The organism is Amycolatopsis sp. NPDC024027 (assembly GCF_040638975.1).
Lineage (GTDB): Bacteria > Actinomycetota > Actinomycetes > Mycobacteriales > Pseudonocardiaceae > Amycolatopsis.
On record NZ_JBEZYY010000015.1, the window covers coordinates 241,582 to 258,313 of the forward strand.

General features: G+C 71.6%; 21 protein-coding genes. 9 read left to right on the forward strand and 12 right to left on the reverse strand.

Translation table 11 applies throughout. From position 1 onward, the window contains the following. Positions 1–3: 3 nt before the first annotated feature. Together AB0F52_RS32500 and AB0F52_RS32505 are read right to left on the reverse strand one after the other, a co-directional pair. Complete coding sequence (locus AB0F52_RS32500; protein WP_086679767.1) at positions 4–276, reverse strand: MoaD/ThiS family protein; 273 nt, start codon at positions 274–276, stop codon at positions 4–6. 67 nt (positions 277–343) lie between these two features. Then, positions 344–751: a M67 family metallopeptidase gene (locus tag AB0F52_RS32505; RefSeq protein ID WP_103344314.1), complete on the reverse strand. Its 408-nt coding sequence runs from the start codon at positions 749–751 to the stop codon at positions 344–346. Positions 752–832: 81 nt separating this feature from the next. On the opposite strand from AB0F52_RS32505, the gene AB0F52_RS32510 reads away from it, so the two are divergent. Then, the gene (locus tag AB0F52_RS32510) at positions 833–1,213 is read left to right on the forward strand and encodes a hypothetical protein (RefSeq protein ID WP_360179352.1); all 381 of its coding nucleotides are present in this window, start codon (positions 833–835) and stop codon (positions 1,211–1,213) included. Here AB0F52_RS32510 and AB0F52_RS32515 read toward each other — a convergent pair. Genes AB0F52_RS32515 through clpS form a run of 3 tightly spaced genes read right to left on the reverse strand, consistent with a single transcriptional unit; the run spans position 1,198 to position 3,040 of the window. Next, positions 1,198–2,190, reverse strand: a complete 993-nt coding sequence (locus tag AB0F52_RS32515) for a P1 family peptidase (protein ID WP_360179354.1) — start codon at positions 2,188–2,190, stop codon at positions 1,198–1,200. The two genes, AB0F52_RS32510 and AB0F52_RS32515, sit on opposite strands and share 16 nt — an antisense overlap. Further along, positions 2,187–2,744 (reverse strand): DUF2017 domain-containing protein, encoded by a 558-nt coding sequence (locus tag AB0F52_RS32520; protein ID WP_020640928.1) that lies wholly within the window; start codon positions 2,742–2,744, stop codon positions 2,187–2,189. The genes AB0F52_RS32515 and AB0F52_RS32520 overlap by 4 nt, the downstream gene beginning before the upstream one ends. Beyond that, positions 2,741–3,040, reverse strand: coding sequence for an ATP-dependent Clp protease adapter ClpS (gene clpS / locus AB0F52_RS32525; protein WP_013229464.1), 300 nt, complete (start codon positions 3,038–3,040; stop codon positions 2,741–2,743). The genes AB0F52_RS32520 and clpS overlap by 4 nt, the downstream gene beginning before the upstream one ends. A gap of 74 nt (positions 3,041–3,114) precedes the next feature. On the opposite strand from clpS, the gene AB0F52_RS32530 reads away from it, so the two are divergent. The 3 genes from AB0F52_RS32530 to AB0F52_RS32540 are packed head-to-tail and all read left to right on the forward strand — an operon-like array spanning position 3,115 to position 5,650. Further along, positions 3,115–4,416, forward strand: coding sequence for a nicotinate phosphoribosyltransferase (locus AB0F52_RS32530; RefSeq protein WP_360179357.1), 1,302 nt, complete (start codon positions 3,115–3,117; stop codon positions 4,414–4,416). 14 nt (positions 4,417–4,430) lie between these two features. Beyond that, the gene (locus AB0F52_RS32535) at positions 4,431–5,009 is read left to right on the forward strand and encodes an isochorismatase family protein (RefSeq protein ID WP_360179359.1); all 579 of its coding nucleotides are present in this window, start codon (positions 4,431–4,433) and stop codon (positions 5,007–5,009) included. After that, a complete protein-coding gene (locus AB0F52_RS32540) occupies positions 5,006–5,650 on the forward strand; it encodes a bifunctional 4-hydroxy-2-oxoglutarate aldolase/2-dehydro-3-deoxy-phosphogluconate aldolase (RefSeq protein ID WP_360179361.1) in 645 nt (214 codons plus the stop codon). The genes AB0F52_RS32535 and AB0F52_RS32540 overlap by 4 nt, the downstream gene beginning before the upstream one ends. A 1-nt stretch (position 5,651) precedes the next feature. On the opposite strand, the gene AB0F52_RS32545 is transcribed toward AB0F52_RS32540, so the two are convergent. After that, entirely contained in the window at positions 5,652–6,269 is a 618-nt protein-coding gene (locus AB0F52_RS32545) for a choice-of-anchor P family protein (protein WP_360179417.1), read from the reverse strand. Between the two features lie 210 nt (positions 6,270–6,479). Between AB0F52_RS32545 and AB0F52_RS32550 the strand changes: the two genes are divergently transcribed. The 3 genes from AB0F52_RS32550 (at position 6,480) to AB0F52_RS32560 (ending at position 9,620) form a co-directional block, all read left to right on the forward strand. After that, positions 6,480–7,067, forward strand: a complete 588-nt coding sequence (locus tag AB0F52_RS32550) for a biotin transporter BioY (protein ID WP_360179363.1) — start codon at positions 6,480–6,482, stop codon at positions 7,065–7,067. Between the two features lie 104 nt (positions 7,068–7,171). Continuing rightward, complete coding sequence (locus AB0F52_RS32555) at positions 7,172–9,220, forward strand: ATP-dependent DNA helicase (RefSeq protein WP_360179365.1); 2,049 nt, start codon at positions 7,172–7,174, stop codon at positions 9,218–9,220. 58 nt (positions 9,221–9,278) lie between these two features. Next, positions 9,279–9,620, forward strand: a complete 342-nt coding sequence (locus AB0F52_RS32560) for a hypothetical protein (protein WP_103344306.1) — start codon at positions 9,279–9,281, stop codon at positions 9,618–9,620. On the opposite strand, the gene AB0F52_RS32565 is transcribed toward AB0F52_RS32560, so the two are convergent. The 4 genes from AB0F52_RS32565 to ctaD all read right to left on the reverse strand — a co-directional run bounded on the left by AB0F52_RS32565 (position 9,617) and on the right by ctaD (position 13,947). Next, complete coding sequence (locus AB0F52_RS32565; RefSeq protein WP_360179367.1) at positions 9,617–10,021, reverse strand: OsmC family protein; 405 nt, start codon at positions 10,019–10,021, stop codon at positions 9,617–9,619. The two genes, AB0F52_RS32560 and AB0F52_RS32565, sit on opposite strands and share 4 nt — an antisense overlap. Positions 10,022–10,037: 16 nt before the next feature. Beyond that, the gene (locus tag AB0F52_RS32570) at positions 10,038–10,817 is read right to left on the reverse strand and encodes a peptidyl-tRNA hydrolase (protein ID WP_360179369.1); all 780 of its coding nucleotides are present in this window, start codon (positions 10,815–10,817) and stop codon (positions 10,038–10,040) included. Further along, the gene (serB, locus tag AB0F52_RS32575; protein ID WP_360179371.1) at positions 10,814–12,043 is read right to left on the reverse strand and encodes a phosphoserine phosphatase SerB; all 1,230 of its coding nucleotides are present in this window, start codon (positions 12,041–12,043) and stop codon (positions 10,814–10,816) included. Before serB ends, AB0F52_RS32570 begins: the two co-directional genes overlap by 4 nt. Before the next feature lie 116 nt (positions 12,044–12,159). After that, positions 12,160–13,947, reverse strand: a complete 1,788-nt coding sequence (gene ctaD, locus AB0F52_RS32580; protein WP_360179373.1) for a cytochrome c oxidase subunit I — start codon at positions 13,945–13,947, stop codon at positions 12,160–12,162. Positions 13,948–14,081: 134 nt separating this feature from the next. Here ctaD and AB0F52_RS32585 point away from each other — a divergent pair, with 134 nt between their 5' ends. Beyond that, positions 14,082–14,903: an aminoglycoside phosphotransferase family protein gene (locus AB0F52_RS32585; protein WP_360179375.1), complete on the forward strand. Its 822-nt coding sequence runs from the start codon at positions 14,082–14,084 to the stop codon at positions 14,901–14,903. Here AB0F52_RS32585 and AB0F52_RS32590 read toward each other — a convergent pair. Beyond that, the gene (locus AB0F52_RS32590) at positions 14,885–15,652 is read right to left on the reverse strand and encodes an alpha/beta hydrolase (RefSeq protein WP_360179377.1); all 768 of its coding nucleotides are present in this window, start codon (positions 15,650–15,652) and stop codon (positions 14,885–14,887) included. The genes AB0F52_RS32585 and AB0F52_RS32590 overlap by 19 nt on opposite strands. Between AB0F52_RS32590 and AB0F52_RS32595 the strand changes: the two genes are divergently transcribed. After that, positions 15,651–16,190 (forward strand): GNAT family N-acetyltransferase, encoded by a 540-nt coding sequence (locus tag AB0F52_RS32595; RefSeq protein ID WP_360179379.1) that lies wholly within the window; start codon positions 15,651–15,653, stop codon positions 16,188–16,190. The genes AB0F52_RS32590 and AB0F52_RS32595 overlap by 2 nt on opposite strands. 34 nt (positions 16,191–16,224) lie before the next feature. Here the strand turns inward: AB0F52_RS32595 and AB0F52_RS32600 are convergent, their stop codons facing one another. Continuing rightward, a complete protein-coding gene (locus AB0F52_RS32600; RefSeq protein ID WP_103344298.1) occupies positions 16,225–16,530 on the reverse strand; it encodes a hypothetical protein in 306 nt (101 codons plus the stop codon). Positions 16,531–16,732: the final 202 nt, after the last annotated feature.

Here is a 16,732-nt window from a genome sequence, read left to right on the forward strand (position 1 = left end):
CGATCAGCCACCGGCCACGGCGGGGAGGATGGTCAGGGTGTCGCCGTCCTTGACCTCGGCCTCGAGCCCGCCGGCGAAGCGCACGTCCTCGTCGTTGACGTAGACGTTGATGAAGCGGTGCAGCTTCTCCTCCTTCACCAGGCGGCCCTTGATGCCCGCGTGGCGGGACTCGACGTCGTCGATGACCTCGAGGACGGTCGCGCCCTTCGCCTCGACGGACTTCTCGCCGCCGGTGTGGGTGCGCAGGATCGTCGGGATGGAGACGGTCACGGCCATGGGTTCTTACCTCCGGTGGGTTCTTACACGCAGACGCCGGTGGCGCGGCGGTTTATTCCGAGCGGGCTCAGCCGAGGATCTCGACCGGCTCCTCGGTGATCTCGGCGTCCACGATCCGGTACGACCGGAACTCGTGCACTTCGGGGTCGCGGGTGGAGACGAGCACGTAGTGCGCGTCCGGCTCGGCCGCGATGTTCGCGTCGGTCCGCGACGGGTAGGCCTCGGTCGCGGTGTGCGAGTGGTAGATCACCACCGGCACCTCGTCGTTCGCGGCCATCTCGCGGTAGAGCTTCAGCAGGTCACCGGAGTCGAACTCGTAGAACGTCGGCGACCGGGCCGCGTTGAGCATGGGGATGAACCGCTCGGGGGAATCCGAGCCCTCGGGCCCGGCGATCACCCCGCACGCCTCGTCGGGGTGGTCACGGCGGGCATGGGCGACGATCTCGTCGACGAGTTCACGGCGGATCCGGAGCACACCGACATCTTAGGTGGTGGACAAAGCTCGTCCAGATGCTGAGAGCTACCGCTCACCAGCCGTTCCCGGGATACTGGCCGGGTGCCACTGTCGTCGAAAACACGCGATCGGTGCCGGACGTACCTGGGCACGGACGAGCGGATCCAGTACGTGATCCCGGGGATGTCGCTCTACGTCAACCGCTCACGCATGCGCGTCGGGTTCCTGGTCATGGTCACCGACCGGCACGTGACCCTGCTGGCGTGCAGCCGCTGGAGCCTGAACCGGCCGAAGCAGATCTGGGCGCGCCTGCCGCGCAGCACTGAACTGGGGCCGCTCGAGATCCACCCCTCGCTCGGGCCGATCCTGTCCGTCGGCGGGATCGACATGGAGATCGACGAGGAGTACGTGAGCGCCGTGCGCGCGGCGAACCTCGAGGCCGCCGGCGACGCCCTGCCCGAGGACCCCTACCCGGGCGGCTGACCGAACGCTTCCGGCCAGACGTCCCGGTAGGCCGGCACCCCACCGGCCGTGGTCGCCGCCAGCAGGCCGTGCACCATCGCCCGGGCGAACACCCGCGCCGTCGCCGAGCACAGCGCGTCCAGCGCCGCCGGCCGGGCCGCCGCGCCGAACGGCCCGCTCGCGTCCGGCAGCTCGTGCGCCCCCGTGGCCAGCGCGAACACCGTGTCGCCGTCGAACATCGTGTGGGCCGGACGCACGGCTCGCGCCAGCCCGTCCTGCGCCGCGACCGCGATCCGCCGCGCTTCGGCCTTGGACAGCGCCGCGTCGACCGCGACCACGCCGATGGTCGTGTTGAGGTCCGTCCGGCGCGAGGGCAGGTCAGCGGCCCGCGAGGGCCACTGGACGCCGAAGTCGCCGTGGTCGGCGGCGTACGCCCGGCCCGTCGTCAGGTCCACGGCCTCGCCGGCCGCGTTGACCGCCGCCAGCGCCCCGACCGTGAACTCGCCGACGACCTCGCTCGCCGACCCGATGCCGCCCTTCAACGACCCGACAGCCGCTCCAGCGCCCGCCCCGACCGTCCCCTGGGAGAACGAGCCGGAAGCCGCGTCGCAGGCCGCGTAGCCGAAGGACGCGTCGGGCCGGTTGCCCCAGTCGTTGCGCGGCAGGTCGAACAGCACGGCCGCGGGCACGATCGGCACCACCTCGTGCGGCTGCGTCCCGACGGGAAAGCCCAGGTTGCGCTCCGAAAGCCACCGCATCACGCCGTCGGCCGCGGCGAGGCCGTACGCCGACCCGCCCGACAGGCAGACGGCGTTGACCCGCTGCACCAGGTTCTCCGGCTCCAGCAGGTTCGTCTCCCGCGTGCCGGGTGCGCCACCGCGCTGGTCGACCGCGCCGACCGCGCCCTCGGGCACCAGCACCACCGTCGTCCCGGTGGCCCAGCCGTCGCCGACCCGCTCGTGGTGCCCGACCAGGACACCCGGCACGTCGGTGATCATCCGGTCAGCGCCTGGATCAGCGTCTCCTGCACCCAGGTCAGCCAGTGGTAGACGCCCAGGTGCGGGGCCCGCGGGTCGTCTTCGGGCAGCTCGTCGGGCATGTCCTCGGTGACGTCGAGCGCGGTGCCGAGCGCCAGCCGGACGTCGTTGAGCGCGCCCAGCCAGGCGTCGGCCTGCTCCTCGGTCAGCCGGACGTGGCCGCCGTCGCGGGGCAGCGTGTCGAGCACGATCTTGGCCACGCCGACCTTGATGTCGAGCAGCTCCGGCTCGTGCAGCGACCGCATCGCCGCGACGGAGTCGATGTCCTCCCGCGACGGGTTGTCCGGGTCGAGCTTGTGGAAGTCCGGGAGCAGCCGCGAGAGCACCGGGTCGTCCGGCGACTCGCTGGGCCCGGTCCGGATGCCGGTGAGCTCGGCGAGCTCGTCCTGGGGCGCCTCTTCGGCCCGCGCGGTGAGCATGTCCTCGAGCTGGCTGACCAGCCCGCGCAGCACGGCCGCTTCCTGCTGCTCGAACCCCGCGTGGATCACCGCGCCCTTGCGCCGCCAACCGTTCACGAGGGCTGCTCCATGGTGGCCCAGAGGCCGGCCGCGTGGAGTTTCGCCACGTCCGTCTCCACCTTCTCCTTGCTGCCGGAGGACACGATCGCCTTGCCCTTCTGGTGCACGTCCAGCATCAGCTTGGTGGCGTGGTCGCGGCTGTAGCCGAACAGCTTCTGGAAGACGTACGTCACGTACGACATCAGGTTGACCGGGTCGTTCCACACCACGGTCCGCCACGGTGTGTCCGACTCGGCGACTTCCGCTCCGGCCGGTTCGACCTGCGTCTGTTCGGATGCGACAGGCGTGGACATGCACCCCATGGTGTCACGGGGGTGACCGGGTACGCCGCGCCAGGTCCGGCCATGTGGGTGAATAGGCTTACCCCATGGGTTCACCGGAGCCGGTCACGGCCAGCACTGCGCTGCTCACCGACCACTACGAGCTGACCATGCTGGGCAGCGCACTCGCCGACGGGACGCACGCGCGGCCCTGCGTGTTCGAAGTTTTCGCCAGGAGGCTGCCGGACGGGCGGCGCTACGGCGTCGTCGCGGGCACCGCGCGGGTTCTCGACGCGATCGCGGACTTCCGCTTCACCGACGCCGAACTGGCGCAGCTGGAGGCCACCGCGGTCGTCGACGACGCGACGCTCGCCTGGCTGGCGGACTACGAGTTCTCGGGCGACATCGACGGCTACGCCGAGGGCGAGCTGTACTTCCCGGGCTCGCCGATCCTCACCGTCACCGGCTCGTTCGCCGAGTGCGTGCTGCTGGAGACGCTGGTGCTGTCGATCCTCAACCACGACAGCGCCATCGCGTCGGCCGCGGCCCGGATGTCCGGCGCCGCGCACGGCCGCCCGATCATCGAGATGGGCGGCCGCCGCACGCACGAATACGCCGCGGTCGCGGCCGCGCGGGCCGCCTACCTGGCCGGGTTCGCGACGACGTCCAACCTGGAAGCCGGCCGCCGCTACGGCATCCCGACGCGCGGCACCGTCGCGCACGCCTTCATGCTGCTGCACGACAGCGAGGAGGCGGCCTTCCGCGCCCAGGTGGACAAGATGGGCGCGGACACGACGCTGCTGGTCGACACCTACGACATCACCGCGGGCATCGAGACGGCGGTCCGCGTCGCCGGGCCCGAGCTCGGCGCGATCCGGATCGACTCCGGCGACGTCGGCCCGCTCGCCCGCCGCGCCCGCGAGCAGCTGGATTCCCTCGGTGCGAAGGACACCCGGATCGTGGTGTCCGGCGACCTCGACGAGCACGCCATCGCGGCGCTGCGCGCGGAGCCGGTGGACGCCTACGGCGTCGGCACCTCGGTGGTCACCGGATCCGGCGCGCCGACCGCCGGCATGGTCTACAAGCTGGTCGAAGTGGACGGCAAGCCGGTCGCCAAGCGCAGCGCGCACAAGGAGTCGCGCGGCGGGCGCAAGTCCGCGCTGCGGCGTCACCGCGGCACCGGCACGGCGGTCGAGGAGGTCGTCTGGACGACCTCGGGGGCCGCTCCCGAGCCGGAAGCCAACGACCGGCCGCTGCAGATCCCGCTGATCCGCGCTGGCCGTCCGGCGCCCGACCTGCCTACGCTCGACGACGCGAGGCAGCGGCTGCGCCGCGGCCTGGTCAGCTTGCCGTGGGAGGGCCTCAAGCTTTCGCACGGCGAACCCGCCATCCCCACCCTCTTCTTCTGAAACGGAGTCCGGCCATGGGAACCGCGCTGATCGTGGTGGACGTGCAGAACGACTTCTGCGAAGGGGGTTCGCTCGGCCTGCCGGGCGGGGCCGCCGCGGCCGCCGCCATTTCGAAGCAGGCCGCCGAGGGCGGGTACAGCCACGTCGTGGCCACCCGCGACAACCACATCGACCCGGGCGACCACTTCAGCGAGACGCCGGACTTCAAGGACAGCTGGCCGGTGCACTGCGTCGCCGGCACGCCGGGCGCGTCGTTCCACGCCGCGCTCGACGTCGTCCCGATCGGCGAGGTGTTCTCCAAGGGCGAGTACAGCGCCGCGTACTCCGGCTTCGAGGGGGCGGCCCGCGACGGGAAGTCCCTGGAGGCCTGGCTGCGCGAGCACGACGTGACCGACGTCGACGTCGTCGGCATCGCGACGGACTTCTGCGTCCGCGCGACGGCGCTGGACGCCGCGAAGGCCGGCTTCGGCGTGCGGGTGCTGCTGGACATGACCGTCGGCGGCTCGCAGCCGACCGTCGACGCGACGCTGAAGGACTTCGACGAGGCGGGTGTCACCTACACCGGCACCGCCGCCGTCGGCCCGGCCGCGTGAAGGACCTGCAGGCGGCGCTGGCGGAACACCGGCTCGTCGCGATCCTGCGCGCCGGCGACGCGTCGCGGTTCGCCGACGCCGCGATGGTGCTGCACGCGGCGGGCGTCCGCCTGCTCGAAGCGACGCTGACGACGCCGGGCGCGCCCGCCGCCATCACCGCGCTGCGCCTGGCGCTGGGCGAAGCCGCGCTGATCGGCGCGGGCAGCGTCCGCGAACCGTCCGATGTGGACATCGCGGTGGACGCGGGTGCCGCGTACCTGATCACGCCGACGGTCAACCCGGCGGTCCTCGAGCGCGCCGCGGCCCTGGACACCCCGGTGGTCTGCGGCGCGCTGACGCCGACGGAGATCGACCAGGCCTGGCGGCTCGGCGCGGCCGCGGTGAAGGTGTTCCCGATCGCGGCCGTGGGCGGGGTCGCGTACCTGCGCGCGGTGCGGGCGCCGCTGCCCGACGTCCCGCTGGTGCCCACCGGCGGCGTCCACCTGGCCGACGTCGAGGGCTACCTGCGCTCGGGCGCGATCGCGGTGGCCGCGGCGACGCCGTTGCTGGGCGACGCGCTGTCCTCCGGCGGCAGCCTCCCGGACCTGGCCACGCGGGCGGGCGAGTTCGTCGCCGCCGCTTCGCGCTTCGGGACGGCTTGAGCTACTTCTTGCCGAAGGGGTCGCAGGCGGCCGTGCCCAGGTAGATGTCGCCGCTCGCCGGGCCGCCCTGCGGGAACAGCTTGATGTGCACCGCGTGCGTCACCAGGCTGCCGTCCGGCGGCTGGGGCGTCACGGTCTCGTTGAGCACGACCGTCGCCAGCGCGGTGCCGGCGGCGCCGCCGGGGATGACGATCCGGTAGTTCGGCGGGATCTCCTCCGGCACGGTGACCCCTTCGACGGCGCCGACCGCCACCTCGCCCTGGCTGCCGGTGGCCGTCGTCGCGCACTTCGCGGAGAAGGTGCGGACGGTGAGTTCCGGGCCGCCGTAGCGCTGCAGCACGGTCGCCCGGAAGCGGCGCCCGGCCGCCTGGGCGATCGCCGCCTCGCCGGCTCGCCCGCAGCCGGTGTTACCGGCACCGAACACCGCGATGTCGCCCGTGGCGCCGCCCTGCGTCCAGCCTTGGTAGGGGCCGTCGACCGTGCACTTCGCCAGTTCACCGGTGACGACCTGCTCGTTGTCGATCGTGACGTCCACCGAGCCGGACGACGCCCATCCGGTGGACGTCACCGGGGCCGCCGCGCCGAGCAGCGGAGCGGCCAGCGTCGTCACGGCCAGCAATCGAAATGTCCGCTTCCTGGGGTTTCGCATCTCCGGCCTCCGCGGTTGGCGTGACAGTTCGCAGCTATGCCCTTCGTCATCGGCCGGTCCGGCGCCCGCCCTGATCGGGTCCACCCGGACGAGTGGCCGGTGAGGAACGCAACTCGGCGGGTCCACGGGCCGGTAACGAGCGTTAACCTCGGTTGTCGCCTGTTCACCTCGGGAGGTTTCGTGTCTTCGCTGTCCTTCGCCGGCAAGCGGCCCGTGCTGGCCGACCTCGTCCCCGGTTCGCTCGTGCGGGACATCGCGCTGGTCGCCGGCGGTGCCGTGCTCACCGGCGCCGCCGCGCAGCTGACGATCCCGGTGCCGGGCAGCCCGGTGCCGATGACCGGCCAGACGTTCGCCGCGCTGCTCGTCGGCGCGTCGCTCGGCATGTCGCGCGGGGCCGCCTCGATGCTGGTGTACCTGCTGGTCGGCGCGGTGGGTGTGCCGTGGTTCCAGCACGGCACGTCCGGTCTGTCGGGCGCGAGCGCCGGCTACATCGTCGGGTTCGTCTTCGCCGGGGCGCTGGTCGGCGCGCTCGCCGGCCGCGGCGGCGACCGGACGCCGGCGCGCACCGCGGGCACCATGGTGCTCGGCAACCTGGTGATCTACGCCTTCGGCGTGCCGTGGCTGATGGCGTCGACCGGGTTCGACCTGTCCACCGCGTTCGCCAAGGGCGTCACGCCGTTCCTGGTCGGGGACGCGATCAAGATCGTCGTCGCCGCCGGCCTGCTGCCGCTGACCTGGAAGCTGGTCTCCGGCCGCAACCAGGACTGACGCTCGCCGCGGGACCTTCCCCTGCGGGAGGTCCCGCGACGCGAGTGGCCCGTTCGCGACGGAGCACCGATCTCTGTCGGTGGTGGCGGCTAATGTGTGTCGCTGTGCCCGCCCGAACCGATTTCCCCGGCGTCCTCGAACTCCTCACCCACGCGGTGGAGTCCGTAGGCGGTGCCGAACGACCGGGGCAGGTCCAGATGGCCGACGCCGTCGGCCGCGCCATCCGCACCGGTGAGCACCTGGCCGTGCAGGCCGGCACCGGCACCGGCAAGTCACTGGCCTACCTCGTGCCCGCGATCCGGCACGCCGTCGAGAAGGAGGCCACGGTCGTGGTCTCCACGGCCACGATCGCGCTGCAGCGCCAGCTCGTCGACCGTGACCTCCCGCGCCTGGCGAAGGCGCTGAAGAAGCCGCTCGGCCGCGAACCGACCTTCGCGATCCTCAAGGGCCGCCGCAACTACATGTGCCTGCACCGGCTGGATTCCGGCGCGCCGGACGAGCCGGAGGACGCCCAGCTGTTCGACCCGTTCGCGGTGTCCCGGTTGGGCAAGGAGGTCACACGGCTGCGGGAGTGGGCGTCGGACACCGAGACCGGCGATCGCGACGAGCTCGTCCCCGGCGTCACCGACCAGGCGTGGCGCCAGGTTTCCGTGACGGCGAAGGAATGTCTCGGCGCTTCGCGCTGTCCCGTCGGCACGGACTGCTTCGCCGAGAAGGCCCGCGCCGAGGCCGGCCGCGCCGACGTGATCGTCACCAACCACGCGCTGCTGGCGATCGACGCGCTGCAGGGCTACCAGGTCCTGCCGGACCACGACGTGGTCATCATCGACGAGGCCCACGACCTGGTCGACCGGGTCACTTCGGTCGCCACCGGCGAGCTGACCAGCGCGATGTGCGCCTCGGCCGCGCGCCGGTGCGGCAAGCTGATCGACGCCGACGTCGCCGACGGCCTGCTGGAAGCGGGTGACGGGCTCGCCCTGATCGTCGACGACCTGCCCGCCGGCCGGATGGACGAGCTGCCGCGGCCGCTGAAGGGCGCCATCCCGGCGGTCCGCGACGCCGCGCACCGGTGCATCACGGCGCTGGGTTCCGACCGCAAGGAGGACGTCGAGGGGGCCACGGCGCGCAAGCTGGCGCGGTCCCTGCTCGACGAGGTGCACGACACCGCGGTCCGGCTGCTGGAAGCCTTCGACGAGGATCAGGCGCACCAGCGCGACGTCGTCTGGCTCTCCGGCGACAAGTACTCGTCGAACCCGCGGCCACCGGCGCTGAAGGTGGCGCCGCTGGGCGTCGCCGGCCTGCTGCGGGAGCGGGTGTTCAACCAGCACACGACGATCCTGACGTCGGCGACGCTGACCCTGGGCGGCACGTTCGACACCATGGCCCGCCAGTGGGGTCTCCCGCCCGGCGCGGCCCGGGTCGAACAGGCGCCCGGCGCCGCGACGGAGAAGGAGGCGCCGTCGGACGACTCGGGCCCGAAGTGGACCGGCCTGGACGTCGGCTCGCCGTTCGACCACCGGCGCAACGGCATCCTGTACCTCGCCAAGCACCTGCCGCCACCGGGCCGTGACGGCCTCATGTCGTCCACAATGGACGAACTGGCCGAGCTGATCGAGGCGGCGGGCGGCCGCACGCTGGGCCTGTTTTCCTCGATGCGGGCGGCCAAGCAGGCCACCGAGGAGATGCGGGGACGGCTGGACTTCCCGATCCTGTGCCAGGGCGACGACGCGACGTCGCTGCTGGTCCAGAAGTTCTCCGAAGACGTCCGCACGTGCCTGTTCGGCACGCTGAGCCTGTGGCAGGGCGTGGACGTCCCCGGCCCGTCGCTGCAGCTCGTGGTGGTCGACCGGATCCCGTTCCCGCGCCCGGACGACCCGGTGTCCTCGGCGCGGCAGCGCGCGGTGGAAGCTCGCGGCGGCAACGGGTTCCTCACCGTGGCGGCCACGCACGCGGCGCTGCTGCTGGCGCAGGGCACCGGGCGGCTGCACCGGTCGGTCACCGACCGCGGCGTGGTGGCGGTGCTCGATTCGCGGCTGGCGAACGCCCGCTACGGCGGCTTCCTGCGCGCGTCGCTGCCGCCGTTCTGGCCGACAATGGACCCGAAGGTGGTGCGGGAAGCACTGCGCCGGCTGGACGCAGCCGCGCCCGCGTGACGCGGTCCACAGCCGCGCCCGGTACGGTGAAGCCACCGAAGCAACAAGGGAGCACCGGTTGACCCAGGATTCGTCCAGCGCCCAGTCCCGGACCGTCAGCGTCGACGACACCGGAGTGCGGCGGCGGCTCGCGGACGGCAGCGAAGAGGCCGTCACGTGGTCCGACCTGTCGTCGGTGATGGTCAGGGTGATCCCTGACGGCCCTTGGAACGAAGACGTGTTCTTCATGCTGGTGGGCACCGACGGCAAGGGCACCGCGGTCCCGAGCGGCGACCCGGCGGCCGACGCGCTCATCGAGCGCCTGCAGGCCCTGCCGGGCTTCGACAACGAGAAGTTCATCGAGGCCATGACCACCGACGCCGATCAGGCCTACGTCGTCTGGGAATCCAGCCAGAACTAGCTCTGCGGGAACGTCTCCGTCACCGGGATCCCCTTCTTGAGCGTGCGGCTCACCGTGCACAGCCGGTCGATGGCCCGGTCCACGGCGCCAGCCAGCGCTTCCCGCTGATCCGCCGCCAATGTCGACACGTCGACATCGAAAGCGACGTGCACGGCGTCCAGCTCCGAAGCGCCTTCGCGACGATCGGCGCTCACGGCGACGCGGAACTTCGCCTCTTCGCCGATCCGCCGCGTGATCAGCTCTTCCGCGGTCACCGCGCTGCAGCCCGCCGCCGCGATCTGCAGCAGTTCGGCGGGCGAGAACGCTCCCTCGGCGTCTTTCCGGCCGATCCGGACCTCGGCACCCCGGTCGTTGCGCCCCACGAAGGCGTGCTGGCCGTCGCGCTGTACTTCGAGTCCCATGCCCGCTCCAACCGGCTCAGGGCGACGCTTGTTCCGGCGCCCACTGGGCGAGCACCGTGATCGTGCCCGGGTCAACCTCGGTGAACCCGGCGTCCCGCACAGCGATGACGCGGTCGCGCCGCCACGCGCCCTCCGGGTCGTCACCGGGGTGCAGTTCCTTCCACCGCACGGGGCTCGCCGTGCGCACGGCGACCCGGAAGCCCCGATCGGCCCAGGCGGCCCGCTCCGCTTCGCCCAGCAACGCGGCGAGGATCATCGTCGCGTGGCCGACCTGGGCGGCACCCTTGCCGACGGTCATCGGCACGTGCGGGTTGAGCAGCAGCAGCGGGACACCGTCCGGGAGCGGGCCCGGCTCGTCCGGCGGCAGTTCGCTGCCGGAGATCTGCAGCCGCGCGACTTCCTTGGGGGTCTCGGTGACCAGCCCCGGCACGAGCGCCCGCGCCTCCGCGCCGTCGACCTCGACGGTGATGCCTGGCAGCTCCTGGACGGCCGCCCAGTGCGCGCCCCGCGCCCGCCGCGCGACCTTCCGGATCCGGTTGTCGAGCCAGGCGTGCACCGGCTCGGCCCACTCGCCGCCGGGCTGGGCGCGCTCGTCGAGGCACACCGCCAGCGCCGCCGCGGCCGCCGCCTCCAGCAGCGGCGTGCGTCCCGGCGGTTCGGCCCGTTCGATGCGGAGGATGACCGGCATCGCGCGGACTTCCTCGGGGAGCTCGTCGGAGGTGTCCGAAGTGTCTTCGGCCGGAAGCCCCAGCCAGAAGGCGTAGCGGGCGCCCAGGGGGTCGAGAACGCTGCTCACGGACGCATCAGCTCGAACCCGTCGGCGGCGTCGGCCGCTTCGACCTCGCCGCGGGTCAGGCCGAGCACGAACAGCACGGCGTCGAGGTACGGGTGCGACAGCGCGGTGTCGGCCACCTCGCGCAGCGCCGGCTTCGCGTTGAACGCGACGCCCATGCCCGCGGCCGAGAGCATGTCGATGTCGTTGGCGCCGTCCCCGACGGCGACGCACTGCTCGAGCGGGATGTCGTACTCGGCGGCGAAGCGGCGAAGCACCTTCGCCTTGCCTGCGCGATCGACGACGTCACCGATGACCTTCCCGGTGAGCTTGCCGTCGACGATCTCGAGCTCGTTCGCCACCGCGAAGTCGAGTCCCAGCTCCTCCACGAGGCCGTCGATGACCTGGGTGAACCCGCCCGAAACGACGCCGGTGCGGAAGCCCATCCGCTTGAGCGTCCGGATCGTGGTGCGGGCGCCCGGGGTCAGCTCGATCGACGCGGCGACCTGGTCGATCGCCGTCGCGGGCAGGCCGGCCAGCAGCGCGACCCGCCGTTCCAGCGACTCGGTGAAGTTCAGCTCGCCGCGCATGGCCGCTTCGGTGATCTCGCGGATCTCCGGCTCAACCCCGGCGTGCGCGCCCAGCATCTCGATGACCTCGCCCTGGATCAGGGTCGAGTCCACGTCGAACACGACGAGCCGCTTCGCCCGGCGCATGATGCCGGCTCGCTCCACGGCGATGTCGACGCCGGCCTCGACCGCGGCGTCGGCGAGTTCCGAGCGCAGCGCGGCGTCGGCTTCCGGCGTGTCCTGGTCGACCGAGACGTACAGCTCGAGCCCGGTCACGGGGTAGTCGGCGACGCTGCGGATCGCGTCGATGTTGGCGTCCAGCGCGGCCAGCCGGCGCGCGACCTCCGAGAAGCCCCGCGCGGTGACCGGGCGGCCCAGGACGACCAGCACGTGGGAGGAGTCGCGGCGGCCGAGCGCGAACGGGTCGTCACCGATCGCGCTGCCGATCTTCACGTCGACGTTCATGCCGACGGACGCCATCGCCTGCTCGACCGTCTCCTGCAGGCCCTCCGGGTCGCGGTAGACCCCGGCGAGCACCCCGAGCACGAGCTGCCCGCGGATGACCACCTGCTCGACGTCGAGCACGTCGACGTCGTGCCGGGTCAGCACGGCGAACAGCACGGACGAGACACCCGGCTTGTCGGGGCCGGTCGTCGTGATCAGGACGGGGGTCTGGGTCACTGGTCATCCCTCGTTCGGCAACGCTGCACGGCCAGTCTGCCGGTCCGGGCTCGGACATAAGTAGAGCGCGTGCCCGGCTTCACATCAGCCGGGCACGCGCTCACTCGATCAGGGGGTTACTTGTCGCCTTGCTCGCTCGCGTTGTCCTTGGAGTGATCTCCCGGGATCACCGCTTCCGTGAGCACCTGCGACGGCGCCGCGTGGCTGTTGACCTTCTGCTTCCCGAAGAAACCGATCTCACCCTCGTTGTGGATGCGCTCGATCATGTGCGGGTAGTGCAGCTCGAACGCGGGCCGCTCGGAGCGGATCCGGGGCAGCTCGGTGAAGTTGTGCCGCGGCGGCGGGCAGGAGGTCGCCCACTCGAGCGAGTTGCCGTAGCCCCACGGGTCGTCCACCGTGACGATCTCGCCGTACCGGTAGCTCTTGAAGACGTTCCAGATGAACGGCAGCGTCGAGGCACCGAGGATGTACGCACCGATCGTGGAGATCGTGTTCAGCGTCGTGAAGCCGTCACTGGTCAGGTAGTCCGCGTACCGGCGCGGCATGCCCTCGGCACCCAGCCAGTGCTGGACGAGGAACGTGCCGTGGAAGCCGATGAACGTGGTCCAGAAGTGCCACTTGCCGAGCTTCTCGTCCATCATCCGGCCGGTGATCTTCGGGAACCAGAAGTAGATGCCGGCGAAGGTGGCGAACACGATCGTGCCGTAGAGCACGTAGTGGAAGTGCGCGACGACGAAGTAGCTGTCCGACACGTGGAAGTCGATCGCCGGCGCGGCCAGCAGGATGCCGGTCAGGCCGCCGAAGAGGAACGTGACGATGAAGCCCATCGAGAAGATCATCGGCGTCTCGAAGGACAGCTGGCCCTTCCACATCGTGCCGATCCAGTTGAAGAACTTCACGCCGGTCGGGACCGCGATCAGGAACGTCATGAAGGAGAAGAACGGCAGCAGCACGGCGCCCGTGGCGTACATGTGGTGCGCCCACACCGCGACCGACAGCGCCGCGATGGCCAGCGTCGCCCAGACCAGGCTCTTGTAGCCGAACATGGGCTTGCGGCTGAAGACCGGGAAGATCTCCGACACGATTCCGAAGAACGGTAGAGCCACGATGTAGACCTCTGGATGGCCGAAGAACCAGAAGAGGTGCTGCCAGAGGATCACCCCGCCGTTTTCGGGGTCGAACACGTGCGCGCCCAGATGCCGGTCCGCCAGCAGGCCCATCAGGGCCGCGGTCAGGATCGGGAAGGCGAGCAGGATCAGGATGCTCGTGACCAGGATGTTCCAGGTGAAGATCGGCATCCGGTACATCGTCATGCCCGGCGCGCGCAGGCAGACCACGGTGGTGATCATGTTGACCGCGCCGAGGATGGTGCCGAGACCGGAGACCACCAGGCCGGAGATCCACAGGTCCGCGCCGACGCCCGGCGAGTGGATGGCGTCCGACAGCGGGGTGTAGGCGAACCAGCCGAAGTCGGCGGCGCCACCCGGGGTCAGGAAGCCGGACAGCACGATCAGGCCGCCGAAGAGGTACAGCCAGTACGAGAACGCGTTCAGCCGCGGGAAGGCGACGTCCGGCGAGCCGATCTGCAGCGGCAGGACGAAGTTCGCGAAGCCGAAGAGGATCGGGGTCGCGTACAGCAGCAGCATCACCGTGCCGTGCATGGTGAACAGCTGGTTGTACTGCTCCTGCGAGAGGAACTGCTGTCCGGGCCGCGCCAGCTCGGTGCGGATCAGCATGGCCATCGCGCCGCCCGCCATGAAGAAGGCGAACGACGTGACCAGGTACATGATCCCGATCTGCTTGTGGTCCGTCGTGCGGAACAACCGCAGCAGGTACGAACCCTTAACCGACTCGCGCGCGGGGTACGGGCGCGTGGCGATCGGCTTGGGGGCTACGGCCGTCACTCCTGCCTCCAACACTGAAACCTTGTGGTGGTCATCGTCGCGCCACAGGGTCGGGCGAGACCCGATCCGGCGGCTTAGGGGGATCGTAGCCCTCGCTACCGACAGTCGCGCGCACCGGCTGGCAAGATCGGTGTGTGGCCGACGACTACACCCGTGCGGCGGTGCTCGCGGCCCGCGAGGTGACCGCTCGCCTCGGCTTGCCCGCCCACGATCCCGAAGTGCTCCACGAACGCTCGAACGTGCTGGTGAGGCTGGGTCCGCTGGTCGCCAGGGTGCCCGCCACGACCCGCCTGCTCCGCCCGGAACCGGCGGCCTGGCTGGCCCGGGACGTCGCGCTCTCGAGGTTCCTCACGGACCGTGGTGTGCTCGTCGTCTCACCCACCGCGGATCCCCCGGCCGGACCGCATTTCGCGGACGGCCTGCCGGTCACGCTCTGGCACCACACCGCGCACGATCCGGACCACCGGTACGCCCCGGACGTCGTCGCGCGCTCCCTCGCCGACGTGCACGCGGCCCTGCGCGAGTACCCGGGTGAGCTGCCCCGCCGCGGGCCGCTGGACGACCTGGAGCGGCTCTTCGCCCGGTACGACTTCGACCCCCGCTTGCGGGCGGAAGCCGCGCGGATCGAAGCCACGCTGCCGGACGGCGCCGTCCAGCCGCTGCACGGCGACGCGCACCCCGGCAACCTGATCGCGACGGCGGCCGGGCCGTGCTGGCTGGACTTCGAGGACACCTGGCTGGGGCCGCTCGCCTGGGACCTCGGCGTCCTGGCGCGGCAAGGCGGCCCGGAGTACCTGGCCGCCTACCCCGGCTCGGTGTCCGGCGAGGCCCTCCGCGCATACACGCGGTTGCGGGAACTCTTCGCCGTCGCCTGGCGCTTCGTCATCGCTCAACGGTTCCCGCACCGGCTTCCCGAAGCCCGCTCCGCGCTCGCCGCCTACTTCGCTTCTTCGTGAGTCGCGGAGTACCAGGACAGGATCGCCTCGACCACGCCCGCGGGGTCTTCGAGCGGGGTCAGGTGACCGGACTCCGGGAGCACCACGAGCGTCGCGCCGTCCATCACCTCGGCGATCGCACTCGCCGCGGCCACCGGGGTGATCCGGTCCTCCTCCCCCACGATGACCAGCGCGGGAACGCCGGAATCCCGCAGCAGATCGAGCGAGTCCGGCCGGGTCCGCAGCGCGAGCGCCGTCCACGCGATGCCGGCGGGCGGCTGGGATTCGATGATCTCCCGGACCGTCTCGACGAGCTCGGGACGCTTTTCCCGCGTCGACGCGGCCAGCAGGTTGGGCAGGTTGGCCTCGGCCAGCCAGTTTCCGATGCCTTCGCGCTCGACGCGGTCCGCGACGTCCAGCCGCGTCTGGGCGGCCTCCGGGGTGTCGGGCGCGGCCTTGGTGTCGATGAGCACGAGCCCGCCGACCCGCTCCGGCGCGAGCCGCAGCACGGCCATCGCGAGGTAGCCGCCCATCGAGCAGCCGCCCAGCACGACGCGGTCGAGGTCCAGCCGGTCGAGCAGGGCGACGACGTCCCGCGCGGCGTCCTCGAGGCTCGGTTCGCGATCGGACTCCGGCAGCGGCGAGCGGCCGAGCCCGCGCTGATCCGGGGTGATCACCCGAAGGTGTGAAGCGAGGGGCTCGCGCACCGCGTTCCACATGCGGGAATCCAGGGGAAAGGCGTGGAGGAGGACCAGCGGCAGTTCGGTCATGCGCGTCATTTTGTCGGACCCCCTCGCTAGCTTCGCCGATGTGTTCACCGACATCGAAACCGACCGGCTCCTGCTGCGTCCGCTCCACGAGGCGGACCGGCAGGCGATGGTCGACATCCACACCGATCCCCGGACCAACCGCTTCCACCCCGACCCACCCGACGTCCCGCGCGCGTCGGCGATGTTCTCGGACTGGCTGGCCCACTGGGCCGAGCACGGCTTCGGCTACCCCGCGGTCCTCGAACGCGGCGGCACCGAGGTGATCGGCATGTGCGGCGTGCGGCTGCGCGAGTTCCACGGCGGGAAGGTCCTGAACCTCGGCTACCGGTTCCGGCCGTCGGCGTGGGGGAAGGGCTACGCGGTGGAGGCGGGGCAGGCGGTCCTGGAGTGGTGCGCCCGCGAGCTGCCGTCCGTGCCGGTGCTGGCGAGCGTGAGCATCGCGAACAAGCCGTCGCTGCGGGTGGCGGAGAGGCTGGGCTTCACGGAGTACACGGAGGAGATGTACGACGGCGCGATGTCCCGGCACTACCGGCGCTGACCGCCGGGCGATGTTTGACAACTCCAGAGCGAAGTCACCAGCGGCGGTGCGGCCGCCGCCGGGCCCGCGCTTCCCAGCAGGCCCGGTGCCAGTGCCGCCGGTCGGCGACGGATCCGGTCTCGTCGGCGGGCCAGACGACCAGGTGCGGCGTCCCCGGCCGGATCTCGTGGTCACAGCCGGGGCAGCGGTAGAACTTGGTGGCCTGGCTCCCGGGCACGGTCCGCACGAGCCAGTCCCCGTCGGTGCCGGACTCGGCCCGCGCCCACCCGGTGGCGGCACCGAGGTCCCGCTCGGGCGGCCCACCGTCCGAACGGCGGCCGGGACGGTTGCGTCGTGGCACACCCCAACGTTAACCGCCGCCCCCACCCGGCCTGGCCCGCACCCGATCCGACCCTCCAGGCACGCCACCCGCCCCTCCAATCACGCGAGTCGACCCTCCAATCACGAGTGTGGAGTTGCCCCCTGGAGGCGGACACAGGGTTTCAGGCAGCTGAGGCCTGAACGTAGCCGGTCCTGGCTTCGACTGGGGTGTTCTGACCGAC

Excerpts from the sequence above, each read along its gene's own strand:
- AB0F52_RS32500 (WP_086679767.1), bottom strand. The coding sequence starts at position 276 with ATGGCCGTGACCGTCTCCATCCCGACGATCCTGCGCACCCACACCGGC.
- AB0F52_RS32515 (WP_360179354.1), bottom strand. The coding sequence starts at position 2,190 with ATGATCACCGACGTGCCGGGTGTCCTGGTCGGGCACCACGAGCGGGTC.
- clpS (WP_013229464.1), bottom strand. The coding sequence starts at position 3,040 with ATGTCCACGCCTGTCGCATCCGAACAGACGCAGGTCGAACCGGCCGGA.
- AB0F52_RS32530 (WP_360179357.1), top strand. The coding sequence starts at position 3,115 with ATGGGTTCACCGGAGCCGGTCACGGCCAGCACTGCGCTGCTCACCGAC.
- AB0F52_RS32535 (WP_360179359.1), top strand. The coding sequence starts at position 4,431 with ATGGGAACCGCGCTGATCGTGGTGGACGTGCAGAACGACTTCTGCGAA.
- AB0F52_RS32565 (WP_360179367.1), bottom strand. The coding sequence starts at position 10,021 with ATGGGACTCGAAGTACAGCGCGACGGCCAGCACGCCTTCGTGGGGCGC.
- AB0F52_RS32595 (WP_360179379.1), top strand. The coding sequence starts at position 15,651 with ATGCGCGTCATTTTGTCGGACCCCCTCGCTAGCTTCGCCGATGTGTTC.
- AB0F52_RS32590 (WP_360179377.1), bottom strand. The coding sequence starts at position 15,652 with ATGACCGAACTGCCGCTGGTCCTCCTCCACGCCTTTCCCCTGGATTCC.